Source organism: Klebsiella sp. D-Nf1 (assembly GCF_002810515.1).
Classification (GTDB): domain Bacteria; phylum Pseudomonadota; class Gammaproteobacteria; order Enterobacterales; family Enterobacteriaceae; genus Klebsiella; species Klebsiella variicola.
This window is the reverse complement of sequence record NZ_PIOK01000003.1, coordinates 294,719-320,328: the sequence shown is the minus strand read 5'-3', so window position 1 is coordinate 320,328 and position 25,610 is coordinate 294,719. Positions and strand designations below refer to the sequence as shown.

30 protein-coding genes and 1 pseudogene are annotated in these 25,610 nt (G+C 50.2%); 9 read left to right on the top strand and 22 right to left on the bottom strand.

What is annotated here, in order from left to right; genetic code table 11:
* Window positions 1-11: 11 nt before the first annotated feature.
* Genes CWM54_RS15335 through CWM54_RS15320 form a run of 4 tightly spaced genes read right to left on the bottom strand, consistent with a single transcriptional unit; the run spans window position 12 to window position 4,799 of the window.
* A complete protein-coding gene (locus CWM54_RS15335; protein ID WP_100681954.1) occupies window positions 12-1,037 on the bottom strand; it encodes a fimbrial protein in 1,026 nt (341 codons plus the stop codon).
* Between the two features lies 1 nt (window position 1,038).
* Window positions 1,039-3,474 carry a fimbria/pilus outer membrane usher protein gene (locus CWM54_RS15330; protein ID WP_100697686.1) on the bottom strand — a complete coding sequence of 812 codons (2,436 nt, stop codon included), beginning with the start codon at window positions 3,472-3,474 and terminating at the stop codon, window positions 1,039-1,041.
* Window positions 3,475-3,484: 10 nt separating this feature from the next.
* Window positions 3,485-4,180, bottom strand: coding sequence for a molecular chaperone (locus CWM54_RS15325; protein ID WP_008805478.1), 696 nt, complete (start codon window positions 4,178-4,180; stop codon window positions 3,485-3,487).
* A gap of 58 nt (window positions 4,181-4,238) precedes the next feature.
* Window positions 4,239-4,799, bottom strand: a complete 561-nt coding sequence (locus CWM54_RS15320) for a fimbrial protein (RefSeq protein WP_012542568.1) — start codon at window positions 4,797-4,799, stop codon at window positions 4,239-4,241.
* 470 nt (window positions 4,800-5,269) lie between these two features.
* Between CWM54_RS15320 and CWM54_RS15315 the strand changes: the two genes are divergently transcribed.
* Window positions 5,270-5,932 carry a LuxR C-terminal-related transcriptional regulator gene (locus CWM54_RS15315; protein ID WP_074386675.1) on the top strand — a complete coding sequence of 221 codons (663 nt, stop codon included), beginning with the start codon at window positions 5,270-5,272 and terminating at the stop codon, window positions 5,930-5,932.
* Window positions 5,910-6,215, top strand: a complete 306-nt coding sequence (locus tag CWM54_RS15310; RefSeq protein WP_070611853.1) for a hypothetical protein — start codon at window positions 5,910-5,912, stop codon at window positions 6,213-6,215. Before CWM54_RS15315 ends, CWM54_RS15310 begins: the two co-directional genes overlap by 23 nt.
* A 51-nt stretch (window positions 6,216-6,266) precedes the next feature.
* On the opposite strand, the gene CWM54_RS15305 is transcribed toward CWM54_RS15310, so the two are convergent.
* The gene (locus tag CWM54_RS15305) at window positions 6,267-7,571 is read right to left on the bottom strand and encodes a citrate synthase (RefSeq protein WP_100697684.1); all 1,305 of its coding nucleotides are present in this window, start codon (window positions 7,569-7,571) and stop codon (window positions 6,267-6,269) included.
* Between the two features lie 45 nt (window positions 7,572-7,616).
* Window positions 7,617-7,757 carry a hypothetical protein gene (locus CWM54_RS28685; RefSeq protein ID WP_162677911.1) on the bottom strand — a complete coding sequence of 47 codons (141 nt, stop codon included), beginning with the start codon at window positions 7,755-7,757 and terminating at the stop codon, window positions 7,617-7,619.
* A gap of 325 nt (window positions 7,758-8,082) precedes the next feature.
* Here CWM54_RS28685 and CWM54_RS15300 point away from each other — a divergent pair, with 325 nt between their 5' ends.
* The gene (locus CWM54_RS15300; protein ID WP_100697682.1) at window positions 8,083-8,253 is read left to right on the top strand and encodes an ATP-NAD kinase; all 171 of its coding nucleotides are present in this window, start codon (window positions 8,083-8,085) and stop codon (window positions 8,251-8,253) included.
* 78 nt (window positions 8,254-8,331) lie between these two features.
* Here CWM54_RS15300 and uraH read toward each other — a convergent pair whose 3' ends face one another.
* From uraH to CWM54_RS15230, 12 genes are all read right to left on the bottom strand, one after another.
* Entirely contained in the window at window positions 8,332-8,733 is a 402-nt protein-coding gene (gene uraH / locus CWM54_RS15295) for a hydroxyisourate hydrolase (protein WP_100697680.1), read from the bottom strand.
* Window positions 8,734-9,060: 327 nt separating this feature from the next.
* Window positions 9,061-9,435, bottom strand: coding sequence for a hypothetical protein (locus tag CWM54_RS15290; protein ID WP_133123751.1), 375 nt, complete (start codon window positions 9,433-9,435; stop codon window positions 9,061-9,063).
* 90 nt (window positions 9,436-9,525) lie between these two features.
* Window positions 9,526-9,990 (bottom strand): glycine zipper 2TM domain-containing protein, encoded by a 465-nt coding sequence (locus CWM54_RS15285; RefSeq protein WP_071839111.1) that lies wholly within the window; start codon window positions 9,988-9,990, stop codon window positions 9,526-9,528.
* An 889-nt stretch (window positions 9,991-10,879) separates the two neighbouring features.
* On the bottom strand, window positions 10,880-12,640 hold the full coding sequence (locus tag CWM54_RS15275) for a VENN motif pre-toxin domain-containing protein (protein WP_276308476.1): 1,761 nt from the start codon (window positions 12,638-12,640) through the stop codon (window positions 10,880-10,882).
* Window positions 12,641-12,781: 141 nt separating this feature from the next.
* Window positions 12,782-13,105 (bottom strand): hypothetical protein, encoded by a 324-nt coding sequence (locus CWM54_RS15270; protein ID WP_100697674.1) that lies wholly within the window; start codon window positions 13,103-13,105, stop codon window positions 12,782-12,784.
* Window positions 13,102-13,773 carry a hypothetical protein gene (locus CWM54_RS15265; protein ID WP_227521631.1) on the bottom strand — a complete coding sequence of 224 codons (672 nt, stop codon included), beginning with the start codon at window positions 13,771-13,773 and terminating at the stop codon, window positions 13,102-13,104. Before CWM54_RS15265 ends, CWM54_RS15270 begins: the two co-directional genes overlap by 4 nt.
* A 26-nt stretch (window positions 13,774-13,799) precedes the next feature.
* Window positions 13,800-14,045, bottom strand: a complete 246-nt coding sequence (locus CWM54_RS15260; protein ID WP_063266827.1) for a hypothetical protein — start codon at window positions 14,043-14,045, stop codon at window positions 13,800-13,802.
* Complete coding sequence (locus tag CWM54_RS15255) at window positions 14,035-15,147, bottom strand: ShlB/FhaC/HecB family hemolysin secretion/activation protein (protein WP_100697672.1); 1,113 nt, start codon at window positions 15,145-15,147, stop codon at window positions 14,035-14,037. The genes CWM54_RS15260 and CWM54_RS15255 overlap by 11 nt, the downstream gene beginning before the upstream one ends.
* An 888-nt stretch (window positions 15,148-16,035) precedes the next feature.
* A complete protein-coding gene (locus CWM54_RS15245; RefSeq protein WP_032739929.1) occupies window positions 16,036-16,329 on the bottom strand; it encodes a hypothetical protein in 294 nt (97 codons plus the stop codon).
* 495 nt (window positions 16,330-16,824) lie between these two features.
* A complete protein-coding gene (locus CWM54_RS28085) occupies window positions 16,825-17,190 on the bottom strand; it encodes a hypothetical protein (protein ID WP_133123750.1) in 366 nt (121 codons plus the stop codon).
* A 234-nt stretch (window positions 17,191-17,424) separates the two neighbouring features.
* Window positions 17,425-17,853 (bottom strand): TOBE domain-containing protein, encoded by a 429-nt coding sequence (locus tag CWM54_RS15235; RefSeq protein ID WP_100697666.1) that lies wholly within the window; start codon window positions 17,851-17,853, stop codon window positions 17,425-17,427.
* A gap of 308 nt (window positions 17,854-18,161) precedes the next feature.
* Window positions 18,162-19,382, bottom strand: coding sequence for a glycoside hydrolase family 28 protein (locus CWM54_RS15230; RefSeq protein WP_413773795.1), 1,221 nt, complete (start codon window positions 19,380-19,382; stop codon window positions 18,162-18,164).
* Window positions 19,383-19,657: 275 nt separating this feature from the next.
* On the opposite strand from CWM54_RS15230, the gene CWM54_RS15225 reads away from it, so the two are divergent.
* From CWM54_RS15225 to CWM54_RS15200, 6 genes and pseudogenes are all read left to right on the top strand, one after another.
* On the top strand, window positions 19,658-19,906 hold the full coding sequence (locus CWM54_RS15225; protein WP_074187330.1) for a helix-turn-helix transcriptional regulator: 249 nt from the start codon (window positions 19,658-19,660) through the stop codon (window positions 19,904-19,906).
* Window positions 19,907-19,931: 25 nt separating this feature from the next.
* A pseudogene (locus tag CWM54_RS15220) lies at window positions 19,932-20,303 on the top strand (anti-repressor protein); the annotation flags it as partial.
* Window positions 20,304-20,464: 161 nt separating this feature from the next.
* The gene (locus CWM54_RS15215) at window positions 20,465-20,677 is read left to right on the top strand and encodes a hypothetical protein (RefSeq protein ID WP_227520779.1); all 213 of its coding nucleotides are present in this window, start codon (window positions 20,465-20,467) and stop codon (window positions 20,675-20,677) included.
* Window positions 20,678-20,681: 4 nt separating this feature from the next.
* Complete coding sequence (locus CWM54_RS15210; protein WP_100697664.1) at window positions 20,682-21,080, top strand: hypothetical protein; 399 nt, start codon at window positions 20,682-20,684, stop codon at window positions 21,078-21,080.
* A gap of 89 nt (window positions 21,081-21,169) precedes the next feature.
* Window positions 21,170-21,322, top strand: coding sequence for a hypothetical protein (locus CWM54_RS29445; RefSeq protein WP_004221292.1), 153 nt, complete (start codon window positions 21,170-21,172; stop codon window positions 21,320-21,322).
* An 811-nt stretch (window positions 21,323-22,133) separates the two neighbouring features.
* The gene (locus CWM54_RS15200) at window positions 22,134-22,559 is read left to right on the top strand and encodes a hypothetical protein (RefSeq protein WP_100697662.1); all 426 of its coding nucleotides are present in this window, start codon (window positions 22,134-22,136) and stop codon (window positions 22,557-22,559) included.
* Window positions 22,560-22,572: 13 nt separating this feature from the next.
* Here CWM54_RS15200 and CWM54_RS15195 read toward each other — a convergent pair whose 3' ends face one another.
* From CWM54_RS15195 to CWM54_RS15180, 4 genes are all read right to left on the bottom strand, one after another.
* Window positions 22,573-22,764 (bottom strand): hypothetical protein, encoded by a 192-nt coding sequence (locus tag CWM54_RS15195; RefSeq protein ID WP_100697862.1) that lies wholly within the window; start codon window positions 22,762-22,764, stop codon window positions 22,573-22,575.
* Window positions 22,765-22,980: 216 nt separating this feature from the next.
* Complete coding sequence (locus tag CWM54_RS15190) at window positions 22,981-23,364, bottom strand: HGGxSTG domain-containing protein (protein WP_133123749.1); 384 nt, start codon at window positions 23,362-23,364, stop codon at window positions 22,981-22,983.
* 364 nt (window positions 23,365-23,728) lie between these two features.
* Window positions 23,729-24,331 (bottom strand): hypothetical protein, encoded by a 603-nt coding sequence (locus CWM54_RS15185; protein WP_100697658.1) that lies wholly within the window; start codon window positions 24,329-24,331, stop codon window positions 23,729-23,731.
* A 697-nt stretch (window positions 24,332-25,028) separates the two neighbouring features.
* Window positions 25,029-25,400 (bottom strand): hypothetical protein, encoded by a 372-nt coding sequence (locus CWM54_RS15180; RefSeq protein WP_100697656.1) that lies wholly within the window; start codon window positions 25,398-25,400, stop codon window positions 25,029-25,031.
* Window positions 25,401-25,610 lie beyond the last annotated feature (210 nt).

Sequence of the window (25,610 nt, the reverse complement as noted above, 5' to 3'; positions counted from 1 at the left end):
CGTCAGGCCAATCAGTGATAAGTCACCACGAAGGTCGCGCTGGCGTTCGCCTCGCCCGCTGTCACTGCGGGCTGCGTCTGGATATAGCGGGCCTGATAGGATAAACGGTAGTTCGTCTGACTGCCTTTATTCCCGGACCAGATCTGGCTCACCTGGTTTAGCGGCACCAGCGCGCCGCCGGCACTGAGGATTTGCACGCCAAGTCCGGATGCGCCTTCAGGTTGGTCATCGATTTTAATCACCTCGTTGGCGGCGACAGTGCTGTCCACCGTCGCGTTAAACTGCATAAACACGCTGCCGACATTTTCACAGTTCGTCAGGTTGATGTTAAAAGGAACCGGGGCGGTGGTGCTGTTGAGCCCGGTAAACGCGGTTTTGTTATGCCGCCCGAGGAAGACGTTAATGTTTTTACTGTCGTCAGTAATCTTGCAGGTGGGTGATTTGACCTGAATACAGAGCCCACTGACGCTAAAGCGCATCGCCTGTACTCCGCCAAGATAAATATCGCCAAGGTAATCGTTAAGGCAATACTCGCCCGGCGGCGGTAGACCGCCGTTATCGGCAATCCGCCAGAAATAGATGGTCGGTTTTTTATTTTCCGCCTGAAATGCGCGCTGGCCGGAAAATACCGGCGCTGAGGGCCAGGCCGTGAACAGGGGATCGAAATTAATGCCATCCTGTTCCCCCATCTGGAAGCTGTAGCCAATGCCCGGCAGGCGGTCGATGCTGTAGATATCCCCGGGCTTGCCGTCTCCCGCCGGGCCGACCCGTGAGCCGCCGATGCTCTGAAACCCGCCGGGCTCGCTGCCGCTGCAGGCGATCTCCCAGCGTTCGTTATTAGTGATAATCATCCCTCCGTAGCTGTATAGCAGGGAGCCGATGGGGCGATTGCTGACGTCAAGGTTGATACTGGCCTGGCTGACGTTCACTGAATACTCGATAGTTTTGCCACTGACCATCTGGCACGCTGCCGACAGCGAGGCGCAGTATCCGCCGGCCAGCAGAAGCGGTACCCCTGATGCGATGATTTTTTTCATATTACTTCTCCTTTATTTCCGGCCAGCAGACCTGATGCGGCGTACCGCGGCTAACCTGCTGCGCCGCGTCGCCGCGGATGGCATAGGCCAACCGGCAGTGTTGCCCGCTGCGTTCGCCCCATACTACCGAGACGCTGCCGTGGGCCTGCGGCACCCGGGCATACAGCAGCCCGCCCTGACCGACGGCGCCAACCGCCCGACCGCTCTCGTCAAACACCTCCGCGCCCAGCGGGGGCGCCGCGCCATCCGGCAGCGTGACATGGGCAAACCAGGGATAGCCGGTACGCGTGATAAATTTGACCTTCACCGCCGCGCCCGAATCGGGCACCACCGTCGTACTACTGGAGACAATCTCCACGTGGTCGTTCAGACCCTGCGGATCGAGATCCAGCCAGTTATGGGTAAAGGGATCGAGGTAAGGGATGATCGTAAAACCCTGGCGGTTTATCGGCTGTCCGAGGCGGTTTGCCACCCGAGCGCCCGCCGCGCCGGGCGCTTCCACAATGGCGAAGGTTTCCCCCAGTTCGGGGGTGGCGGTCATTCCGCCCTGATGCGCCACCAGGGCGCCCGATGCCCCCAGCGAGTACTGCTGCTGGTGGCGACCGGCGCTGGCGCTGGCATTCAGGTACGCATAATCCGTACGCAGGCTACCGTTGCCCCCAACGCTGGCCTCGTGCGGGTTCTCCCGCGGCATGTCGTAGCTGGCGGTCAGGCCATAGCTAAAGGCATTTTTCTCGCCAGCGCTGCCGGTATAGCTGGACTGCAGCTGGCTGCCGTAGCTCTTATCATGGTTAAAGCGGGTAGTCAGGCTGCCCGCCTGCCCGAACGGCAGCGAAAAGGAGACGCCCACCACCTGATTATTGCGGTGATGAATATCCTGACTCTGCTGGGCGTACAGGTAGTAATTGAGCTGACCATAGCGGTTGGCGTACCCCAGCTGATAGGAGCGCCAGCGGTGGTGGCGGACATCCTCACTCCAGATTCCGTTAAATGACAGGCTACCGCTGCTGGCCTGCTGAGACAACGTCGCGCTGTAGCGGGTCATCTCCCGCCAGTCGTTGGGGTAACGGTCGTGCTCCCGGACGGCGTCGCGAATGGAACGATAGTTGCCGTCGTTGCTGTGGCTCATCGAGACCAGCATCCGCGTATCGGACGCGAAGGATTTTGATGCGGATACCCGCCAGCGATACCCCTCCTGCCAGCCGCGTTCCCTACCCTTCGCCGCAGAACGGGAAAGATCGACCGCCAGCGCCCCCCAGTAGGTATTGAAGGCGCTGCCGACCAGCGTCGAGTAATAATCCGTCGTCGCGTTGGCGCCGGTATAGCCGCTGACATAGTCATTGAAGCCGTACTGCACTGTGGCTTCGCCAAATCCCGGCCGCCCGGCGATCTCGTCCTCATCCAGATAGCCCAGCGACAGGTCATAGTAGACCGCGCCTGCCCGCACCAGGCCAGGCAGCGCGGCGTACGGCACGGTAAAGGTCTCCTGACTGCCGTCCGCCTCATGGATCGTTACCTGTAAATCGCCGCCGGCGTTGGTGGGATAGAGATCGTCAAAGGTGAATTTGCCCGGTGGAACCGTGGCCTCGTACAACAGGGCTCCGTTCTGGGTGACCGTCACGCGGGCATTGGTGCGCGCCACGCCGCTAACCGACGGTGCAAAGCCGCGGCGGGAGCCCGGCAGCATGCGAACATCGGTGGCCAACCTGCCGCCGATAAAACTGACGCTGTCAAAGAAGGTCCCATCGGTCCACCCCTGACCCAGCCGTAACGTGGACGCCCAGTTCACGACACTTCTCTCAGCCCAGGTGGCGATGCTATCCCAGTGCGTGCTCCCCTCCTGAGCCTGGTAGCTGGACTGGTGATGTAACCGCCAGCCAAAGGCACGCAGGCTGGCATCCAGCCCGAGATAATGATTGCTGCTGGTATCCCCGTCGACGATGCTCTGATAGCTGTTGGCCTGATAGCGCAGCACTGCGGCGGGCACGCCGCTATCCACCTTCTTCAGGTTCACCGCCCCCCGATAATGGGGTTGCAGCAGCGCCTGGGGCATATTTACCCGCAGGACGTTTTCCCCGCTGTCATACTCCCAGCCGATCGCCTTATCGATCTGCGAGAAGCGCAGGCAGGTGGCCGCCGCCGGCCACTGGGCGTCCTTCAGCTGCAGGGCGTCGAACAGCGAGGGCGAGATGCAGGGCTCAAGCTGGCCATCGTGTTCCTGGATGACAAACGTTTCTTCCGCCAGGTCCCGGCCATTCACCGAGAGCGTGCTGCGATACTGTCCGGCGTGCAGCGGATTACCGTATTGATATTTCTGGAGATCAACCTGCGCGGCGCCGTGCAAATGGGCGCCGTTAAAACTAAACGCCTCTGCCGCCCATGCCTCCTGCCAGGGAAGGAGCAGCATCAACCCAAACTTGATCTCCCTGAGTTTCATAATAATGTCCTTACTGAGGATAATTATGATTCACTACCGCGCCGTAATCATTGATGGTGGTGAAGCTGAATTTCTCCGGCAGCGTACGCAGCGCGACCCCTTTAAGCGCGATCTCCAGCGAGGAAAAAGGGGCGACCATGCCAGCGGACTGTTTTTGTCCGTTAAGGGTGATGCTGTCGATGGTGATATAGCGCGATGAGGCATTGCTCACCCGCAGCCCATTGCCCGTGGGAGCCAGCGCCCAGCGCAGGGCATTCTCCGGCGCCATTTTTTCCGCCGCCACGCCTGCCGGACGGTAAAACAGCTTGATACGCGACCGTATCGCGAGCTGGAGGTAATTGATTGCCGTGCCGTTTTTCGGCTCAGGCGGGATGTCCAGCAGATTAAACCAGAACAGCGACTCCCGATCCTGCGGCAGACGGCTGCCGTTGAACACCAGGCGCCAGCTTTGGCCCTTTCCCGGCTCGATACGCACAATCGGCGGCAGCACAATAAACGGCGCCGAATCTTTTTCCGGTTGATTTTGCACGCGGCCATCGTCGACCCAGACCTGCGTCAGAGAGGGGGTCTCCCCCATATTGGTGGCCCGGACGGCGATCTCTTTTTTGTCGCCGGGAAAAATAATCCGTGTGCCGTCAATAACCATGCTGGCGTCCGCCGAGGGTAAAATGCAGGACAGCAGCCATGCCAGAACCATACGCCGCATATTCACCTCCTCCTTGCCGGGTGGATAAACGGCCCCTGAGCGGGGCCGTGGACAGGGTTTACGGATAGACCACCGTAAAGTTGACGTAGGTAGCGACTTTTCCAGCCGTAGCGGCGTCGGTCGCATAGTAGCGGGCATAGAAAGGCAGCGAGGCGGAACCATCCTGCTCAGCCACCGCCACCGGGATCACATCCGGGCGAGCAATGGTGCCGTCTGCAGCGACCGCCGGGCTCTCCGCGAGGTTAATCGGCGTAAACCGGGTGTTCAGCAGTTCCACATCGACGTTTTCTGCTTCCGTGCCGTCAGACAGGGTATTTTTTAGTCGGCCCTCCGTGGAAACATATTGATCTTTCTCGAAGTACACCGAGACATCAGCCCCTGGGGTGCAGCTCGTCAGATCGATAGTGAAGGGAACCACGCCCGCCGTCTCACCCGCGCTGCTGAGCGCTGAACGCTGGACCGTCGGCAGGGTCACCGTCTTGTCTTTATTCACTACCGTACAAGTATTTTCGATGACTTCACCATTAAAGGTGACTTTGCCATCAGCAGCCTGTGCCGCTACCGGAGAAAGCATCATCATCACCACGAAAGATGCCATTCCTCTGCTGTATTTTTTCATATTTACTCCTCATCACCACGCTTATGGAGAATCGTTCAGGAAATACCCTGGCGTACTTTATACGTACAATTTATTAATGCTCAGTCCATTGGATTAGCCTGTTATCTTTTAATCCCTTCCCTGCACTGACATCCTACTCACTTCATTGTTTATTATTCAAATTCGCTACCAGGACCATTCCTTATTTTTATAGAAAAATCTTAACGCCACTCTCAAAAAGAAATAAAAGAAACCCACATTAAAAACATAACTCATTGTAAATAAATAATAATTTTTATTTTTTATTTTCTAAAAGACATTCGAAAAATGCGATCTAAATATCTCACCCTCATTATTAACTTCCTCCTCCCACGTTCTCCCCCCTGGATTCAAAGCGCAGGGAGTATGTTATTTAAGGCGGGTATTCTCTACAGTAAATTGTCGAATCAGGCAGGACAGCATGCACAGCGTATTTATGCCAGGAGGTCATTATGTTGATCTGCATTGCGGATTCAGAATATTTTAATATTGCGCTGAAGGCGTATATTAATGAACCAAACAGCAAGCCTCTGGATATTAAAGAAATGCTCTGTTACCCGTTTAGCGGACAGAGTGAGATGTTCTATACTTTTTTTGCGACCGATGCTGGAGCCCGGTTAAGCACTATCCTTATTGATTACAGCAGCGCTAACATCGAAGTACTGCAGGTCGCGCTCAGTTTAAAATCGTTTAATCCCCTGATCCGGATCTTTATTTTTGCCAAATCAGGCTACCCGTTGAGCGAGCTCGAAAGCAGCCTCGCTATTGTGCTCGGCGCAGAGTTCATCACCAGTTTTGCCGGGCTCAGTACGGCCCTTGCCCGCGGACCGCGCTGGACGTCGCCCCCCGCCGACAAGCTCTATATCGCCATACCTGACAGCTATAACCTGACCCGTAAGGAAACTTTTTTAATCAGCCTGCTGATGGGGGGAATGCCGTTGTGTCACGTGGCCAGCACCATGCAGCTCACGATCAAACGGGTCTACTACTACCGTTCACGCGTCCTTAGCAAGCTGGCGGTGAAAAATAACGTGGAACTGATGAACAAAGTTCAGGGGATGGTGTTGCGCCACTACCGACAGGAGACAGGCCATGAAATCGTATCTCTACGCTAAAAATCGCCTCATGTTGATTATCCTGAGCTGGCTAAGCGCAGACGAGGCGTTGCCATCTCGTCACGATTTCCAGCAGACTGAAGCCATCCTCAGCACCCTGCATATACCGTATGTGCTGAAGCCTGACCTTGATCAACTGAGAGCTACGCTACAGCCATTACTCGCCACGCCCGGGCCGCAGGCCTGTGAGGTAGGCGCTTTTCTCAGCGCCCTGTTGGCGCTGTATACCCGGTTAACCGAATATACCGCCGTCGAGCACTATCTGCTCTCCCGGCATCTCTAAGTAGCAACCCGCCTGGGCAGGAAGACGCCGCGCGCCTCCTGCCCGTACGCATTACCTTGGGCCAGCAGGCTGCTCGTCGCGTCGGGAGACGTAATCCCGATAGCCCTCGCCAACGTAAATTTGCCGTGGGCGGTAGATGGTCAGCGGCGCCTGGTGCATCTCGTTCCAGTGCGCCACCCAGCCGACCGTCCGACCGACCGCGGTGACCACCGCAAACATCGACGAAGGCAGATTCATCGCCTTGAGGATCACCGCGGTATAAAAATCCACGCTCGGCGACAGGCCATTTTCCACAAAGTAGGGGTCTGTCAGCGCCACGTCCTCAAGGGCCATCGCCACCTGCAGCAGACGGTCGGACATGCCTACCTCCGCCAGTACCCGATGGCTGGTTTCACGCAGGATCCCGGCGCGCGGATCGCGGTGACGGTAGCGCGAGTTGCCAAAACCCAGCCGGCGAAATGCCTGCGGATCGCGCTTCGCCTGGCGCAGAAACGCCGGAACCTGATCAACGCTTTCAATCTCCTCCAGCATTCGCATGCTCGATTCATTGGCGCCACCATGCATTGGCCCCCACAGCGACGCCAGCCCGGCGGCGATGCAGGCGAATAAGTTTGCCCCGGAGGAGCCCGCCGCACGCACCGTGGTGGTCGAGGCGCACTGCCCGTGATCGGCCTGGAGCACCAGGATCTGGTTCATCGCTTGCTCAATAACCGGATTGAGGACGTATTTTTCCGCCGGGATAGCAAACAGCATCTGCAGGAAATTTCCGGCATAGGAGAGATCGTTGCGCGGATACGCGGCGGGTTGCTCAATGGTGTACTTGTAGCTCATGGCGGCGATGGTGGGCATTTTCGACAGTAACCGGGTGGCGGCCAACGCCCGGTGCTGCGGATTTTCCACATCCAGGACATCATGATAAAACGCCGCCAGCGCCCCCACCAGAGCGCACATCAGCGCCATGGGGTGCGAGTCACGTCGAAAGCCGCTGCACATGCGGGCTATCTGCTCGTGGACCAGAGTATGGCGGGTGATGGTCTCGCGAAAGGTTTGATAGCTGGCCTCATCCGGCGCGTCACCGTTCAGCATGATGTAGGCCACTTCGAGAAAATCGCACTGGCGAGCCAGCTGATCGACGGGATAGCCGCGGTGCAGCAGCACGCTGTTTTCCGTATCGATCCACGAGATCGCCGACTGGCATCCGGCGGTATTGGCGAAGCCGGGGTCATAGCTGCAGAATCCGGACTGATTTAGCCCGCGCATGTCGACTCCCACCGGCCCCCGCGTTCCCGGCACCTGCGGCAGGGCGATGGGCGGTTGTTGCCCGGCAAAAGAAAGCGTTAACGGTGTAGTGCTCATCCTGTTAGTCCCCCAGCAAGCTTATCAGCGACCTGAAGTCATTCTTCAGGCGGAAAGACCAACATAACCAATGTGATGCAGCTTATTCATTGATGTCATCACTATAACCCTGACAAAGAGGATATTTTGCTGGCCTTCACGGGGAAACAGGCCGTCTTTCCCCACCCCACCGCCGGATAGCGGCACAAATCGCCAAGGATAAAGGCGATCATCGCTGTCAGAATTTACGCTGAGTAAAGATAGGATGAAGAAGAGCTACCATGAATTTTGTGCTGTCGATGACCCTCATCTGCATTACCATCGCCTGGTTGATGATGAGCCAGCTGCCGGTGTAGACGTACCGCTAACCGCCACGCCAGTGGCCTGGATAACCCCCTCCTTCAGTTGACTTCCGCCGTGGTCTTCGCCTCTGAGGTTTCACAAGAGCCATACAAGAAGTACTGGTTGCATATCAGGCTGTTGCGGTTTCCCGCCGAGGGGTAGGCTAAAGGCCCACTGTTAAGGAGGTAATATGTCTGGACTGATCAATCCGCATGCAGCCCCGGAAGCAGCAGCCTATGCGCTGCTGATTGAGCTCGTTCGCGCCCAGCGCGTGCCGCAATATGAGGGCGATATTTCCGGTCTGCTGGCGATGTACGACGAAGCTGTTAAACACTTTAAAGAGAAAGAGACCGAGCGTTAGGCGTGGAGGTCGTGGTGCGAGGAAAGCGTGACGCCTGCGGGAGACGCGCAGGCGTTGGCTTGATAGCGGCTTGCGTCATCAACTGCCGCGGTAGGTAGAGTATCCGTACTGACTGAGCAGCAGCGGGATATGCAGTTTTTGATTTTGCTTTGTGACATTGAAAATAACCGGGACCACCGGGAAGAACGTATTCATGTTTTGGCTTTTAAAATAGTCACCGGTTTTAAACGTCACTTTATAAACCCCCGGCTCCATATTCCCCGCCTGCGGGTAGAGCGATTTAATCCGCCCATCGGCATCCGTTTTACCGGTGGCGATATGCTGCCAGCTCTCCCCCTGCTGTTTATCCAGCTCAATCTGCACCCCCGGTGAAGGGAGCCCGGTTTGCTGATTAAGAATGTGAACGCTGAGCGTCCCCTCTGGCGCCGCCAGCGCGCTGAAGCTGAGCAGGGAAATAACGGAGGCGATAACTAATTTCATAATCGTGACCTTATTGGGCAAGTGAAAGTGCCCTAACTATAGTCAGCGCGGCGGGGAAAAAAATTAAACTTTTTGTTATCAAAATATAGACATATAGAGGATATGTCTGCTGAGACGGCTATCCGCAAGCAAAAGATTTGCGACCAGAGCCTGGCTCTATCGCACGCCTCACAGCCCAGGGTCGTGTTTCTGACTACGTTGCCTACTTATTTTCATGCAGTATGATTAGCCTGTTACGCTCAAGCTCACCACTATTCCTGAAACTGATAAGAATGGTGAGCGAGTTGACGCCTGATATATTCCCGCTTTTAAAAGACATCATTGTTATTAGGGTATCGTGCTTCTGCAGTATCGGATTGTTTTATTCCAGCCATCGATCAAGATGCTATCTCTGTTATCAAAACGAACGCGTAAGTCTGTACCGTTTAAACTTTCCGTGACCATAATCGAAATGGCTGAGTTCATATCTTGTTTCGTTAAGAAAAGCTTACCCTCATCAGTTAACTGACTATCATCAAGAATAAAACCGTTAATTTTCGCACCGGTTTTAAGGCATCGAACGGTTGTCTGCGGGTTTGAAACAAAATTGACATTCATCGTTTGCGAGTTTCCAATACTCGTCATAAACACAGAGCAACCAGCGATAAGTGTTCCTGAAAAAAAGAGGCAAATTACCTTTAAAAAATAAGATGGTTTTTTCATAAAACACCCTAATTTTGAGATATTCCATTTTTACCATGCCAGCCTTAAAGCGTAGCTGGCATTAGGTATTTATGTTATTAACTATTAAAATTAGCGTGGGGATACTGTCGTTTGCCCGCCTACGGATGAAATGGCAACACGTTGCCCTACCGAGAATCGCGTTGGCCCCTGACGTTGTACGACCATGAACGTTCTTCCATCATCTAAGCGTATTTCAAGCTCGACCCCTTGAACAAGATTCATTCTTGCCTGAACCGCCTGACCTGCTAAACCTCCCGCAACAGCGCCAGTCGCCGTCGCCAGTCTTTGGCCTGAACCGCCACCGACGGCACTTCCCGCCACACCACCAATGACGCCTCCGGCGACAGCGCCAAGCGCATTGCTGTTATCACCCGCCTGAATTTGCACCGCTCTGACTGACACCAGCTGGCCATAAAAAACTTGTTGTATGCGTCCAGCCGTGGCTGAAGAATGGACATCACCTGAAAGATGACTGGTATTGGTACATCCAGCAATAACTAATGTAAAAGCAATTAAACACATTTTTTTAAGCATGTTAACCTCTCCATTTGCTGCATATTAACGTCATCATTTCATAAATAATCAGCTGGACAATAACGATAAAAGTTTACTGGTATAATATGTATTATAGGCTTTAATTATTACGTCATCCTGAAAAAAATTGAAGATGAAGGGCAAGCGCTCACCAGCCCCATTTGACGCCAGCAATAATCTACTGCGCTCTGATAATTGGGCATGTCATGCAACGTCTACCCCACCGCTGCCGGGTTCCGGGTCACAACCAACTATTTTAATGACCTCAATCCCGTCTTTTCATAACCGCGTATTTGTTTTGATATTTCTGTCGCAGGCCAGATCTAATGGGCGGTGATAATGATCATGTTATTCCGGCTATTGTAGCCGGGATCAATCACCACGCTGTCGCCTGTACTTCCCGTCGTGGAAGCACTCTGGCTCTGGGTGGGGTCCGCTTCACACAGGTCGTGCTGTAACTGGCTGGCAGAAGCGGGATTCAGCACTGACACACCGGTGATGGTCAGCGTGGAACAGGAACAGCTGTGATCGAGCCGGTCAGGTGCTGACGGCTAAAAAGAAGATCCAGGTGCGATTGCCGGGATGCTTACATCGCAAGCATGCCGCCTGCGCATCTTCACTACCACCAAGTAAATCATTCTCAACAATAACTAAAAACCCTTTAATCTCAGTAGCCTGGCAGCCCACATAACTATCCCAACAAAGCTACCAACATAAACACTGATTTTGCATATGAGCAAAAGGTTATATGTAGTAAAAGATACTGGAATTTGTTTATAAAAAAGGAAGAAAAATTCTCCACATACATATAAAACAAATCCAGTTAGGAAGATAGACACCACACTAATCAAAACAAAGAAAACAAGAAGCAATACTGAGTTAAGTAACCTCATTTCTTATTTTCCTCTTGTTTCATTTTTTGCTCTGTATACTTACCTCCTAATTCTGAAGTGATGCTCCCTCCAATATCACCAATCGAGCTGGGGAAATTGCTTGGTGTCATTTCCTTCGAAATACCAAAATCACCTTTAATTTCAGTGTATTTCTGCAAGTCAGGGTTAAATTTCGGATCCCAACCGCCTTTCCACCAATTTGTGCCAGTATTAACTCCCCACGAAATCCCTTTGCCAACACCATAGCCCACAGCAGAACCTGCACCATTAATCAACGCGCCTGACACGGGATCTTTCCCATCTATCCAGTTACTGAATGCGCCTCCTGCGGCATTCCATCCCACAGTACCGGCCAGACCATTTCCCATACTGAATACGTTTACCCAGCCAGCAATTACCGCGCTGGAAGGGTCAACCGAGCCATCCGCGAGATAACTGATCCCGGCATTTGCGCCTGTGCCAAGCGCCCACATCGCCTGTGCGGTTCCAGGAAGTAAAGCTACTCCACCAGACGCCAGCGCCATCCCCACTGCATCACGCTCATTTATCGCTTTCTGACATGCAGCCCCGCCAGGGTTATCGGAACAACTCGCCATGTCAATCCCATGCTGTCGTATCCACGCAGCCTGAGCGTCCTCATTTCCGCCAAGTAAATTATTCTCCACCGCGTTCTTCCCGCCCTGCGCGCCCGCCACCGCTAACGCCGTACTGTCGCCGGCCAGACCGCCTGCCATTCCCGCTGAAACAGTGGCCAGCGTACTGACCATCTGCTTCTGTGCTTCCGTCAGCGTGGACAAGTCCGTCACGCACGGATACAGCATACCAGCAATCGCCCTCGCGGCCAGTTCACCTGCTGCCGCGCCCGCTGCGCCCGCTGCGCCCGCCGCGGCACTGTTGCCCTGCAGCGCCGCCACCGCACCGCCCAGGATGGCGTGCGCCACCACTGCGGCACCGTCACTCAGCCCTGAACCGTGACCGATAAGATTCGCCAGCTCCGGCGCCGATGCCCCCGCCAGCGCCCCGGCGATATCACCGCCCGCCAGTCCCTGCAGCGCTGCAGTCGCTGCCTGGATACCCCGCTGCAGGTCACTGCCGGTTCCGTATGCAGCCATCGCGGTACGACCCGCCTGGTCCGCAATCTGTTCTGCCGTCGGACTGCTGTTACCCTCTGCCTTCAGCTTCGCTTCCGCTGCCGTCAGGGCTGCAGGGTCTTTTATCGCCTTCTGTTTTGCTATCTCGCCCTGCGCGCGCGCAATATCTGCCGCCTGGCGGCCAATCTCCCCTGTCAGCTGCACTTCCTGCAGGCGCAGCTGCTCCTTCTCCTTGTCAAATATCGGCCCGATACTGCCGCTGGCGTGTTCCGCATCGCGACTCAGGTCAGCCACGTCCTGCTTCTGGCTGGCCTGGTCACGGATGATGATAGTCCCCTCGGATACCGCCGACTGCGTCGTACCTTCCGCATGGCCTTTGCTGCCGCCACCCGCCAGCAGGGCGCTGGTCATGTTCCCGGCGAACTGAGAGCCGATGCTGCCCCCAGTGCTGATACCGCCGCCCTGATGCTGCGTCTTATAATCCGCCTGGTTGTGGATATCGCTGAAACCCAGCGTGCCAGTATCGAGGCTGTTTTTATCTGCGCTTCCTGTGGAAGCTATGACCCCGCCATTCAGCTGCGTGTGGCTGCCCACAGTGACATCAAAGCCACCCTGACCGGCAAATATCCCGCTCTGCTCCTGCACCGAGGACCAGTCACTGGTCATTTTGTCGCGACTGGTATTCAGGCTCCCTGACCACGACCCGGCGCCGAAGGTGTAGCCCAGGCCACCGCTGAGGCTGCTCTGCGTGCTGTCGTAATTGACGGGTAAAAAAGATCCCGGCGCTGAAGTCGGGATCTTTTGCAGTTAATAAAAATCGGGATCAACCAGACCTTCAGCTTTCACGATTTCAAGGAAGCGTTTATAGGCCGTTTCATCCAGTTCAAGAAGATCGTCCAGTAACTTTTCTTTAATTAAGGCCCAGTGGTGGATACCTCTCGCATTATTCTCAAAGTATATTGCCTCAAAACTTATTTCTTGATTAATTACAGATGCTTGAGTTGATCTATATGCCAGCAGCCCACCGTACCCCTTTAAAAAACCCAAAAAATAAGTTTCGTCACCAAACCAATAAACACTAAAAACATCAACAACCCTACCTAAGGGATCTCTATGATCTCTTATCTTCATTTTTTTACCCCATCAGTTATTGAAGGACCTGGCTGCAGTGGATTCCGCTGTGGAGTAACAATTTTCATATCGTATGCTTTACCAGTATTAAAATTGTACTGATAATGTCCTGATATTGATGATCCATCAGGCAGATAATGCGTCGCCTCCATTTTCTGGAATCCAGCAGAAGTAGGAAATCTGGGATCATTATTCATATCCGGCAACTTTCCACCTTGTGAAGGATTTGATTCGACCTGTTTCCAGAACGTTTGCTCATTCAAATCCCTCGGCGCTGTAAATTTTTTACCCGACTTAGCCGTCGAGATCTTCTCCGCTGCTCTAATCAGTATTGTGTTATCAATAATACCGGCTGCTTTACCCGCTAACGATAACTCTTTTTCTGCCGGGATTGACGTCAGCAGAGCCAGCGCATAATCCTTCGCCTCTTCCGCTGTCAGCAACGCCATTACCGTATCCGAGCCCGGGCTATTACTCAGAATGGCTTTGATAATATCCGCGCTTTCCGGCAAGTCGCCGCGCACGATATCCTTTAACCCGGCCTGTACCTGCTCCGGCGAAAGATTGTTGTCCTGCGCATACTTCACCCAGGATGTGGCTGCCTGTCCGGTTTCCGTCATCCCTTTTGGCAGACTCAGCGAGTTAGTCTCAACAACAATCCCAACCACAAAGGCTGGGATCTTTTCGACATAGATTAAAATCCCTTTACTTTAAAAAGGCGGAATAATGCGAGTCCAATGCCTCCAATGCTTCCACCATAAAGTCCTAATTTCGCTCCGTGCAAAACATCCTGCCAAGTTGTATTAAAACCATCGCCAAGCAGCCACAGTAACAACGAAAAAAAAATCTTTCCGCATACAGATAATGCGATCATGAATAAAATCGTAGCAACTAAGAGAAATAGAGACTGAACACATCTAACTCGGAGATCATTTTTCATTTTTATCTCCTATTTTTTTTATTACCTGTTCAGCTCCTTTACCGCCTCCCTCTGATATTACTGAAGCTCCAATATTACCCATATTGCCTGGAAGCTTACCAGGCAACATCTCCTTAGAGATCCCCAGTTGACCTTTAATTTCGGTATATTTCAGCAGGTCAGGATTAAACTTAGGATCCCAGCCGCCGGTTAGCCATTTACCAGCCGCATTTGTGCCTGAAGAGATTAGTTTGCCTCCCCAGTAACCGCCAGCAGAACCCAGACCATTAGTAATTGCTCCTGTTAAAGGATTGTCACCGTTGATCTGATTGGTTAGCGCGCCACCGGCTGCATTCCAGCCCACTGTTCCCCATAAGCCATTCCCTATGCTTGCAACGTTTATCCAGCCAGCAACAAAAGAGTTACCTGTACTCTTCTGGCCGCTGTTGTCGACGCTCATCGACAACAAAAGTGGGCGCTCCGCTGTCGCCGTCAGGTTAACGATGGAGCCGCCAGGTTTTTCGCCCGGCTGGATTTCAATTTGCACAGGCGTCGCGCGCGCGCGGTTAATCTGCTCCATCCCCTGTTCGATATCACGCAGGTTAAGAATATGGCCTTCCAGCCCTGGAAACGCCATTGTTAACTCACGTTTAGCCGTGCCTTCCATGGTGATTTTTTCGAGCTTTCCTTCAAGAATAGTCAGATGTAATACCCCGGAACGTAAATCCTGCTCGGTCAGAAAAGCGCGGCTGGTAATATAACCCCGACTGATATACCAGTCGGAAATAATATTTACGAGTTTAGTAATACGCGCAATATCCATGCACTGCCCAAGCCAGGGCCGGACTATTTTTTGCTGCTGACGCGGATCAATAAGCGTCGCGCCATCTAACGCGATGCGATGGATAGAAAAACAGGGGCCATCAGAGGTTTCAGGCTGCGCAGGCATCGCCGCGTGAGGGCTCGGCGTGGCGCGCTCCAGCGATTCACGTTGCTGCTGGTTCTGACGCAGTAATTGTTGCTGCTGTTGCTCAACGCTGTCGCGATCGGCTGGCGATAAAAAAGCGGCGTGGGTGGTCAGACTCAGCGTCATTAGTCCCAGAGCCAAATACAGAGATTTCATCCGTGTTCTCGTTATTACTTAACGTGCAGTGCAAAAACATATTCCATTATATATTGCGTGGATTTAAGCATGAAACTTACGGTATGTGAACATGAAATAATGAACGAGGATCGTTTTTAGGATAATGACTTTTGCACAGAAAAATAGACGGCAGGGGAAAATAACGAATGTATTAACACGTATTTGATATATGTTTTTCAACCGCAATAGCACAGCCAGGTTACAGGATAGGGAAAATGGTGTCCGGTACGAAAAAGCAGCAAGAGGATAAGAAGCTGATATTAAATGGCCCTACAGGATTCAATATAAAACTGTAAAGCACTGATTTAATTTAACTAAATTTGTTTATAAAATTATACATACCCCCAAAAATACCCCCAAATCTCTTTTTGCAGTTCCTGTAAGGCTAGAATTCAACCGTTAACCATGAGTTCTGCTGTAATCTGTCTTTCGAGCAAAGTTACAATTGACATACACACCCACGCGGTTCTAACAAAGGCAGAAAGATGAGAAGAGATCTTACTCCAACCTCCTTAATCGACATGGCCTACATGACCAATGACTCTGGTTTTACCGACAGATATTTTTATAAACAAATCAAACTGGGTAAGCTGCCACCGCCGATAAAATTTGGCCGTTCTTCACGTTGGCTACTAGGTGACTACATCCAGTGGAGAAATTCACATCAACGAATTTCTCTATAATACACACAGAAAGTGTTGGTTCGGTTGGTTCAGTCGCCTCAAAACGTAAAGACCATTGTTTTATTTGGATATTTATCAAAAAACCGAACCAACACTGCCCGATTTTGAACCAACATTTACCGGGTTGAACCAACATTGGCTGTGTTTCAAACATCAAAATCACATAGTCGGTAGCTAATTCTCTTTATTGATTCTGCTGGCGCCACTCTTTGACCTTCTCCTTCGAGACTTCCTTTTTGTAGCAAATTGGTGAATAACCACCAGCTTTGCTCCAGGCGCTGCGGCGACCACACGAACTGCCGTTCCGCGCTGTGTTGAATGGACAAGCGCAAGTGCCGGGATATGATGCTATGGAATCGTCGATAATTCTTTGCTTAACCTGGTCATCAGTTAACTGGTTCGATTTGGCGATGGCCATATCTGACACAAAGACGAAAGCAGCAGCAAGTACGGAAATAGTGACTAACTTGATGTTCATTTGGCTCTCTCCGGGCTGTAGATGAACATCCAAGGTATTCGTTGAAAAGTTAGCCAACATTGATCTTTCGCAACTACATGCCATCCTGCGAGAAAAGGTAGGTCAGGCTGGTGGCTGAATCTTAGTTAAAATCATCCATATTCAACTCACCATCTTTTTGTAGGCGTCTGCGGCTTCTTGTGGGTTGAGCCCTGCTGCCCTGGCCTAAGCCTTACTGATGCTTTTGACTGCAGTCTCCACGTTCAGCCGGCTGGTGTACATTCCGCCAACCTCTTTAGCGGCCTGCTCCAGAATATCGGCCGTCATTCCGTAGTTCTTCATACTTTCAGCATTAAAAGTCATCCAGTCAATTATGCATAGTCATGCCCCCTCATTAGTAAATGAGTCACCATTATGCAAAACTATTCACAACACAGAAAGGTTTTCAGGTAAAATGTTATGACTGGCACTCAGCAAATGTCTGTTGTAATGCCAGCCTTGTATTAATAACAAAAACTATATAATTAGCGACGTAAGCTTTAATTTGATATTTTTTTCTGGATGACCTGGAGTTACCAACATCAATGTCTGTCCAATCTGTAATGGTGCAGATACCCACTCAGCTGATTCAGCTTTTTTTTCAGAGACACCATACAACTCCAATGGACCCCAAGTACCCTCTGTTAAATGTAATCCTCGACCTGAATCAATACATGATATTTTATACAACGCATCAACTCCCGACCGACCGTCCGTCAATTCAGCACTACCACCAGCGAAATCTTCCAGAGTAATCACTCTCTTATCGGGTGCTATTTTTAATGCCACCGAGAAATAGTCCCCACTAGTTTCCTCTATCATCCCTGCATAGTTTATGGTCATAACTCACCTCTGAATAAATGGTTGATTTACCCTGCAGCAGGGTACCCTCCTTTTGAAATTCATCAATAGAAATATTTTCTTTATTAAACATATAATTATGTAATGATCCGTCCCATGTACTTGAGTCGTCATTATCCTGCTATTGCCACCATTAAGCTTCTATAGCCTGTCCCATTTACTGCTTCCCGATTGTATCCGGAGTGGGGATATGGAGACGTTTCGCTCTTAGTGTTGCTATGCGAGCGTAGCAATAAGAACGGAAGAGGCTTTGATCAGTGCTAACACGCGAACTCCCTCAGCCAACTGTAACACTTCGCAGCTTTCATTGGTGATCACTGCCACGATTTCAAAACCGGCATCAGCTTTTACGTGAACGGTCGCATTTACCGCACCTTCCGTTACTTTGCTCACCTCACCTGCGAACTGATTCCGGGCAGAGAATTTAAGGCCACAATCTTCGGTCGCCAACGTAACCCAAGGAGCCTTGATCAGCGCGATAGCCTCTTTGCCCGGCACCAGCCCTTGCGCATTCTTGCTGCCAGAGGTGACGATAGCAATCAGCTTCGCACCGCCTGCCAGAGTTAATTCGACTTCATCGTTAACGGAACCGTGTTCTGTTGAACTCACTATTCCGACAAGCTGATTACGAGCTGAAATGGCCATGTTACCTCCAGGGGAATGGGAAGGAATTTGTTATAGCAACTCCTTATCTTCTTATCCATAACCATTTTCTTATCATGGTTTTTCTGTATAGGTTAGCCAGACCACATTAGCAGTGGTCGTGCTTAGGAAGTTAAAAAGATAGTCGGTATGATTGATGTACTGGCCGCCGCATCTACCAAGACCAAGCTATCTACAGGAAGTCATTTTTCAAGAAGGATGGTACGATGAGTCGGATGGATAATACCCCGCCGATTATGTCTCGTATCTTGTCGTCTTAACAGCGGCGCCTAAGTAGGCCGGAGTATTATTCATTCACAAGTTCCAGCAGCATCCTTTGTAACCTTCCCTTGAATAATTGCATTTTTAGCCCTCCAGGAAGAACCATCTGTGATATGAACGTCACGTAATGTGACCCTTGCAGGCCTTGTATTGCTGTAACCATCAAATACAAAATTCCCGGCACTCAGAACCATAATGTTACTGAATAGAATATTCCTGAACTCAGGAATGAGTTGTCCACCAGCGTTGATGTTATAATGGGTATCTAGCGAGATGGGGTTTTTCACATTTTGCATACAAATATTCTTATACGTTACACCTGCCACAAGTCCGCCGCGTGAACGGTCGCTTTTAATACGCAGGCCGTTAGTCGTGCTATTAAAGATCAACCCGTTTACTGTAACATCACTAACCCCTTTGTTTACCTCACTACCAATGGACATTCCGTGACCTGATCCAAAGTGGTTATCCAGTATCGAAATGTGGGACGATTCCCGATTACCTGCTTTGATCGCCACATTGTCATCGCCAGTGCTGATAGAACTGTGGGCCAATGTGACATTCTTAGACCCTATGGGGTCAAAACCATCTGTATTGCGTGCACTCGCTGGCGTATCAATTTTGATCCCCCATAGCGTCAACCCAACGGTGTTGTTACCGACCACATGGAAATTAGGTGAGTTCTTCAGGGTTATCTGGAAAAGGGTGATATTCTTTGAATTATCAATTTGGATCAGTCGTGGAGCATTCTGTCTCATCGAACTATTTTTAGCTTCATTTGCCAATTGCCACCAAGTCTGGTTTTGTCCGTACATGATGCTATTCCCCTGACCGTCAATAGTACCTAGCCCGTAAATACCGCTGTCAGAGGCGTTTTTCACTTGAATAAACGGATGGCAACCTTTACCTGAATGGTCCAGTTTTCCACAGGTCATTCCACCTGTATCGAATAAAGAGGGATTAGCAATCGCCGCAAGAGTGGCTCCTTTGTCCACCCACAGATTTACACCAGATGGGAGATTCAATGGCCCACTGTAGAAAATCCTATACTTTTCAGAGATGCTAAGGAGAACCGCTCTTCCCCTGGCACAACTATCCAAAGCGTTCTGGATAGCCCTGGTTGAATCGACTGACTTATCAGCCTTGAGAACTTTGCAACTTAGAGGAATCTCTGGCTGGCTGACATTGCGGATATCCCCGCCCTGAGCGAAGTTCATGAAGGCGATAAAAACTATAAATCCCCCGAGCATGTGGATTTGCCTAGTAAATCTATTTTTCACTTTTGCCCTCTTTTTTAGTGGCGAAATATGGGCTGACCTAGATTAGCCCCTATATTGTCCAGACAACCGTTATCACTTAGATCAATGATAGTCTTACGCCAGTCTTCAATCATTGAACAACAAGTGGATGATATCTGCACGATTGAATCTACATCGGCACATAACCAGGAGTAATCCTCTGCATTTCTGATACGACACTTGCTAAAAACCCCACCATTTTTTAATACATACGGTTGAATTAATTAATGAAAAAAGCTTTTGGTAGGAAAGAGTTGTTGCTGGTGGTGCCGTTATCGATGAGTACTATCGACCGCCTTGAACACAAAGGCCGGTTCCCAAAACGCTTTTATATTACAGACGGACGCTGTGCCTGGGATGGAGATGAGGTCGAACAGTGGCTTGACGAAAGAAAGGCCGCAAACACTGGTATTTTTGGTGGAAAAAAGCCACCTGTTAACAAGAGAGTTTCTCGCCCGGTAAGTAAGGCAACGTGATGCAATTGGAGAAGTCCTATCTTAGATCCGCAAGACTGGCCGCTACGTTCGGGAAGAACTCTCCCAGGCTGATAAAGCCCGCATGCTGGCGCAGGAGATGACAAGCAGCATGTTGCCGGCGATCATGGATGCATTGCAGGTCGAGCAGAAGCACTACACCTTCCCTCTTAACCGACGCTATCAGGATCACATCCATTCACCTGATGGACTGCGTGAACTGGCGAAAAGCTCAATGGTGATGAAGCTGCTCCGCGAACTCGATGCTGACGGGCATGATGTGTCCGGCGCCGCCGCAGAGGTCACGGCCATGCTCAGCTACATTGTTGGTATCGGCGCCGTACTGCGCGAAATAGAGACGCATGCTCAGTACGTGATGGCTAAGGCCAAAGGTTACTGAGGTTGCTGGCGCAGGGAAGCGCCTTAAAAAGCATGATGCGTAACCTATTCATATCTATTGATATCGCGTTTTTATTGCTTTGCTCATCTTGCAACCAACAATACCTGTGAGTATATTTAGCCCAAAGGTAATTCAACCTTTTGTTGAGTGTAGGAGGCAGTATGCGTATCAGAAAATCAGGCAGAAAAGCCATGATGCTGGAAGGTATCATGACAGACAATGTTGTGACTGCAGATGCCGCATCCTTCCTGAGCATAGCCAACAAGAGCAGGAACGAGATCGAGTCTGTAAAATTTGAACCACCAAAAATTGGTGGTAAAGGTTTTGGTTACTTCAGAGTCAGAATGAAAACCAGACATTATGAGGCTCAGTAAGTAAATGGCCGACCATAACAATGGAGTGCAAAGGCATCAGGCTGAAGTACTAGAGCAACTTATCGAGAATCAAAGACTTGATATTGAGGTCAGGCGAGCAGAAGTAGAAACAAAATCTAAGGAAATTGAGGCCAATGAAAGAATTGGCCTCAGATCTATTGAGGCCCAGGAAAAAGTCCAGGTATCTCTAGGACGTAGAGAAACAACCAATATTCTAATCCGCGTTGGCGGGTTTCTTTTGGCATTTCTTTTCGTTTTGATCTTCATTGGTTTTGCCATAAAAAATGATGCTAAAGATATAGTTATTGAGCTAATGAAGTATGTTGTCCCGCTTATCATTGGTGGACTTGGTGGTTTTTATATTGGTAAAGCCAAGGGAAAAGATGAGGCTAGTGCTGAGTAACTAACTGTACTTGATTTTTATGGATGAAATCTAAGCGCAGCGCTAAACTCATGAAGCCACGTTCAGTGGTCTACACATGGTAAGTGAAAATGAAAAAAGCATTCGCAGTGCTGTTTGTTCTGTTGTCTCTGGGTTCTTCCGCACAGGCTTTCGCTGGTAACTGCCAGCATCCTGATGATACCGCAGCTGACGGCTCACGCTGTGGCGGCCGTTCTGCTGACTCCCGCCCCGGTGGTCAATGATAATTCAGGCCGCTTTCGCGGCCTGCGTGACATGTCACGCTATTTTTATTCTTCAATACTAATTAACATCATGTTGTGTAAAGTGGTGTAAAATCGCGTTGCAGCCTGATTGGCATTTCACATTAAGCCCTTCAATATGAGCGACTTTGTTGGCATGGTAGTTTAAAAGTGTAAAGGTAAATAAAGGTAATTGCAGGTCTGATTTTGAATACAAGCTAGGCGTAACATGGAAGGTTGGAATTTGAGATGCGACCCTTTCAAAATTTTGGAGCGTAGCGATTGCGCCTTTTGACTATCGCGCGTATATGTCGCCATCAAGGCCAATTCTCGCGATCCGCTATAATCAAGCTTAATCAGTATCCGCTCATTGGTAGCCGTTTCGGTGGATACCAGCCTGGATACCTTGCGCTTGGATAACATCTCGCGAAGCTAAAGAGCCAGCTTTACATTCGGGATATTCCCGTATGTACGTGCCCGGAAATTTAATACGCCCGATCGCCACTATAGTATGCAGCACCAACTACGACGCACGTTTGCCAATCAGCGCAATCCAAATCCGTATCAAACAGTACAAATTAACAAGCATCTTTTTTGGATGCCCCAAGCAAGCATTTCAATTTCAGACTATCGCCAGCGCAGTTCCTTCAGCCCGTGGCATCTCTCAAATTTCCAAAGCATTCCAAAATTTATGACCACCAGCGCCGCACAACAAAAGTGAGGATGGATGGAGAAAACAGTAAGTTATACGCAACCTCAACCGTATAACACTGTTATACTATATAGACCGAAAACACTGATATGGTGGCCCCTAATGAGCAAATCAAATCTGGTAGCTTTCCGCGTTCCGGCAGAGTTGCAGGACGCATTTAATCAGGCTGTAGCGGCATCAGGCGGTGACAAAACAGCATGGCTTCTCGATGCCCTACGTAGCAAACTGAACCAGCCAGAAAGCAACCCACAGCTACGCATGCTTGATCTGGTGGAGCGAATGGAAGTGGCAGCGGCTGCTTTGGCCGGAGGTAAGCAAGGAATACCTCCGATTCCGTACAATGAAACGGCTGTAATAGGGATTGTTGCTGATACTATCCGGGAAGGGTTAGATAATGGCCGCATTATCGCTGAGCGGCTCAATGAGGCCGGTTATCAGACCAAAGCAGGCAAGGCGTGGGATAAGGACATTTACAGTGCATGGAAGCGTAATCGGAATCATGCCGATAAGTTAACGGCGGCGATATAGCCGCGATTCTGCTTTACCCGCGAGGGGGAGCGGGCTTCTTCCACTGATAGGGCTTCGCGGTGATCCGTTGTTTAAAACGCTCCTTCGCCGCCAAAGCATTGCGCACATCATTTCTAACTGAAAAAAGCGTGTGGCGGTCTAATGGCTCTCCTTTTTTACGCGCCATAGCCAAAAGTGTTAATTCTAGTGTTTGACGATCCAGCATGAAATAAACCTCCCGCGCGGCCATCTACGAAAATTTCGTAGCTTGACGCTCTATAAGGGACTGTTATTGATTAATACTGTCACTGTGACTGTTTTTACTCAACACCATTCTACCATAGTAGCAAAAGTGAAATCAGATAAAACAGCATCTAAAAAACATGATATGTAATGTATTGTTTTTATAGCAAAGCTCAAAATTGCGCTCTGTGAAATCCTGTTAGCACGGGCTAATTACTTTTTTTCTCTCCTGCCATCGGCGATAGCCCTCTAACTGCCTGGCCTTACCTTCTGCCGTCCTTGCCCCGGTACTTTTCCCGCCGTGATATTTGCATCGGCCATTTAAATAGATGTCCTTCCGTTTGCATGGCGTCCCTGCTCTTGTGGTAGCCCCACACGTAAAACCATTTGTATCAGGGTAATCAGGTTCGACTGGTTTAGCCGGTAATTCAAGCGTGGGTTTCTTCCTGTGAAGTAGTGATGCCAAGATATTACTGGTAGTCATTTCATCACGCCGCTCAATATAACTCAGCAGCAAGGCATTGTGACTGCGCCACATAGCATCACGCAGCCTGAGAATGCGCACCTTTTCTTTGTTATCCATCTCCATCTCCATATCCTCACAACATCAACTTTTCTTAACAGTGCATGGGGTAGGGCATTTATGCGCAATTTCAACACTCTTATTTCTGCGCATTCGCAGTTTTCTACGCAGTGTTATAGGCATCATCACCTCTCGTAACATGATGATTAATATAGTAATTTAAGTTTAGTAGCATTCACATTTCCCTTAAAAGCGTTAGGATTCGTGATGTTATGATTCGCAATTGCATGAATTTTACACCTCCAGAACCTTATAGCCAGGCTGGTTACTTTAAACATCTGATTTTGTTCCAGAGGACTTTTTTGTCCTCTGGCATCAAACGTTTTAGTCACCGCTTAGATACGGGAAAATTCCGTATCTATCTTTATTTACTTCCGAGGTTCGTTAGCGCCTTATTTACCGTTCTTTCAATAACACCGGTTAGTCTGTCCACTATCGGCTTAAATGCCTGAAAGTACGCAGACTCAAGCGCGGCCGCCTCTGAACGTTTGAGTTTAAACGTTTCCCATCTCATCCCTTTAGGTTTGGGGAATTGATAACAGGTATTGAACAGACTCATTGCAGGTTCGTAATTGGGCCAGATTTCCGCCCTTTTCTTCCATATTGCGCGGCGCATTCTGTCTAACTGCCCCTCGCTCTGGCTGGCATAATGAAGCCCCCAACAATCACGGCAAGCAATATCACTCCTACCAACAAACAGAGAAGCCCTTCGACTTCCGCAGTGCGGGCAGCAATACCAGAAGCGGGAACCATACCCGGCCTTAGTCGTAATGGCCCTTAAATCGACGGCGTTACCACCTATCTCTGCCTTAATGTGCTCGCCAGCTAGAGTAAAAATAACCGCGCCTTTGCTGGTGGACTTTTTAAGCACCGTAGCGCCATTGGCGAACATTGAGCGCATTGCTTTAAAGTCTGCCAATGTCAGTTGTGGTAATTGCCGGGTATAGTTTCGCGTTCTGTTTCTCACTGGCCCCCCCTCCGGTATTTGCGCATTTCACGAAATTTGAATACGAAATACTAAGCGTTGCTTATGTGCGAATGCTCATGGTTTTATGTTCATCAGTCAGCAAACTCAGGCGCGGCGCACTATGCCACGTTAACCATAACTGCGAACCATTAGCGCGAACCGGAATATTTTTTTGACGACCTATATCACATTCCGGCTTCCATCCAGCGCCAGTCGCGGATTTAGCACTGTGATGGGTTTAAATCCGTCAAGAACAGTACAAAATTTACAGCCATTTCGGTGCGTACCTGCTTGCGTACCTCTGCTTTGCGTACTTAAAATTTGGACGACTCATATAGCGCAATTACACTAATCGGGCTACTGATGTGGATTTCAGGTCAACCATAAATCACCATCCTTCCAAATCATTCCAAAATTAAGCCAGTTTCATCAGGGATGGGCGCATCATCGATTCATTTTTCAATCCTCATTAAAGATGGGAAATCCCATCTTTAAAATTAAAATCCTCCATAACTCTTTCATTCGTTCTTCTCCCACGCCCACAAATGCCAGTCAAACTTGCCGCCTTCGAACTCCGAGAATACGATAGACATTGCAAGTTTCTCGTGTCTCATTAGCTCCGTTACGGAAAAAACCATTGCGAAAGGAACCCCGCTCTTCACTAGCCAGCAGTTGCTGCGAAAATCGGGGTTCGTTGCTAGTTTTTTACCGCTTCTTTCTCCGCTGAGTCGTCACCGTCACTGTTGAGGTTGTACAGTTTGTTGGCGATAGCATTCATGCCTTCCCGGCCAAGAATTGCCATTCGGCCTTCAAGTTGAGAGATGTTTGCAGGTACAGAAAACTTCTCTCCATCAATCTCGGCAGCACAAGCCGCCGGCAGAGCATATGCCTGAACATATACCGGGTTTGAAGCGCGATCAGAGCCGATTGCGAAAATCAGGCGAGACTCTTCAAGCATATCCAGCTCGCGAATGACGATACGACGCCCTTTCGCATCAACGACGACATTGCTTTCTTCGGTTGCTGGCCGCACGCTCTGCGGCGCGTCTTTGACGGTGATTTGTGACACATTAAGCTACCTCTTAGTTTGTTATTTCTATGATGCTGTATCTACCAACGACCATTACGCGCCAAATCATCAATCTCAGACGTGATAATGCTTTTGATGATTGCCGCATTGGTGTTTTTATCCCCGGTAACACGAACATCGGCCATTTTTACCAACGATTTCCGGCTTAATCGGAAAATCTGGACCAATGCCCATTGTTATTACCTCAAA

Bases quoted from the DNA above. Each gene is read 5' to 3' on its own strand.
- uraH (WP_100697680.1), bottom strand. From the start codon at position 8,733: ATGAAATTAGTTATCGCCTCCGTTATTTCCCTGCTCAGCTTCAGCGCG.
- CWM54_RS28085 (WP_133123750.1), bottom strand. From the start codon at position 17,190: ATGACCATAAACTATGCAGGGATGATAGAGGAAACTAGTGGGGACTAT.
- CWM54_RS15330 (WP_100697686.1), bottom strand. From the start codon at position 3,474: ATGAAACTCAGGGAGATCAAGTTTGGGTTGATGCTGCTCCTTCCCTGG.
- CWM54_RS15290 (WP_133123751.1), bottom strand. From the start codon at position 9,435: ATGAAAAAACCATCTTATTTTTTAAAGGTAATTTGCCTCTTTTTTTCA.
- CWM54_RS15285 (WP_071839111.1), bottom strand. From the start codon at position 9,990: ATGCTTAAAAAAATGTGTTTAATTGCTTTTACATTAGTTATTGCTGGA.
- CWM54_RS15325 (WP_008805478.1), bottom strand. From the start codon at position 4,180: ATGCGGCGTATGGTTCTGGCATGGCTGCTGTCCTGCATTTTACCCTCG.
- CWM54_RS29445 (WP_004221292.1), top strand. From the start codon at position 21,170: ATGAAAAAAGCATTCGCAGTGCTGTTTGTTCTGTTGTCTCTGGGTTCT.
- CWM54_RS15275 (WP_276308476.1), bottom strand. From the start codon at position 12,640: ATGACCAGTGACTGGTCCTCGGTGCAGGAGCAGAGCGGGATATTTGCC.
- CWM54_RS15315 (WP_074386675.1), top strand. From the start codon at position 5,270: ATGTTGATCTGCATTGCGGATTCAGAATATTTTAATATTGCGCTGAAG.
- CWM54_RS15305 (WP_100697684.1), bottom strand. From the start codon at position 7,571: ATGAGCACTACACCGTTAACGCTTTCTTTTGCCGGGCAACAACCGCCC.
- CWM54_RS15225 (WP_074187330.1), top strand. From the start codon at position 19,658: ATGAAAAAAGCTTTTGGTAGGAAAGAGTTGTTGCTGGTGGTGCCGTTA.
- CWM54_RS15210 (WP_100697664.1), top strand. From the start codon at position 20,682: ATGGCCGACCATAACAATGGAGTGCAAAGGCATCAGGCTGAAGTACTA.
- CWM54_RS15320 (WP_012542568.1), bottom strand. From the start codon at position 4,799: ATGAAAAAATACAGCAGAGGAATGGCATCTTTCGTGGTGATGATGATG.
- CWM54_RS15200 (WP_100697662.1), top strand. From the start codon at position 22,134: ATGAGCAAATCAAATCTGGTAGCTTTCCGCGTTCCGGCAGAGTTGCAG.
- CWM54_RS15215 (WP_227520779.1), top strand. From the start codon at position 20,465: ATGCGTATCAGAAAATCAGGCAGAAAAGCCATGATGCTGGAAGGTATC.
- CWM54_RS15260 (WP_063266827.1), bottom strand. From the start codon at position 14,045: ATGAAAAATGATCTCCGAGTTAGATGTGTTCAGTCTCTATTTCTCTTA.
- CWM54_RS15300 (WP_100697682.1), top strand. From the start codon at position 8,083: ATGTCTGGACTGATCAATCCGCATGCAGCCCCGGAAGCAGCAGCCTAT.
- CWM54_RS15235 (WP_100697666.1), bottom strand. From the start codon at position 17,853: ATGGCCATTTCAGCTCGTAATCAGCTTGTCGGAATAGTGAGTTCAACA.
- CWM54_RS15190 (WP_133123749.1), bottom strand. From the start codon at position 23,364: ATGGATAACAAAGAAAAGGTGCGCATTCTCAGGCTGCGTGATGCTATG.
- CWM54_RS15310 (WP_070611853.1), top strand. From the start codon at position 5,910: ATGAAATCGTATCTCTACGCTAAAAATCGCCTCATGTTGATTATCCTG.
- CWM54_RS15255 (WP_100697672.1), bottom strand. From the start codon at position 15,147: ATGAAATCTCTGTATTTGGCTCTGGGACTAATGACGCTGAGTCTGACC.
- CWM54_RS15195 (WP_100697862.1), bottom strand. From the start codon at position 22,764: ATGCTGGATCGTCAAACACTAGAATTAACACTTTTGGCTATGGCGCGT.
- CWM54_RS15335 (WP_100681954.1), bottom strand. From the start codon at position 1,037: ATGAAAAAAATCATCGCATCAGGGGTACCGCTTCTGCTGGCCGGCGGA.
- CWM54_RS15245 (WP_032739929.1), bottom strand. From the start codon at position 16,329: ATGAACATCAAGTTAGTCACTATTTCCGTACTTGCTGCTGCTTTCGTC.
- CWM54_RS15230 (WP_413773795.1), bottom strand. From the start codon at position 19,382: ATGCTCGGGGGATTTATAGTTTTTATCGCCTTCATGAACTTCGCTCAG.
- CWM54_RS15270 (WP_100697674.1), bottom strand. From the start codon at position 13,105: ATGAAGATAAGAGATCATAGAGATCCCTTAGGTAGGGTTGTTGATGTT.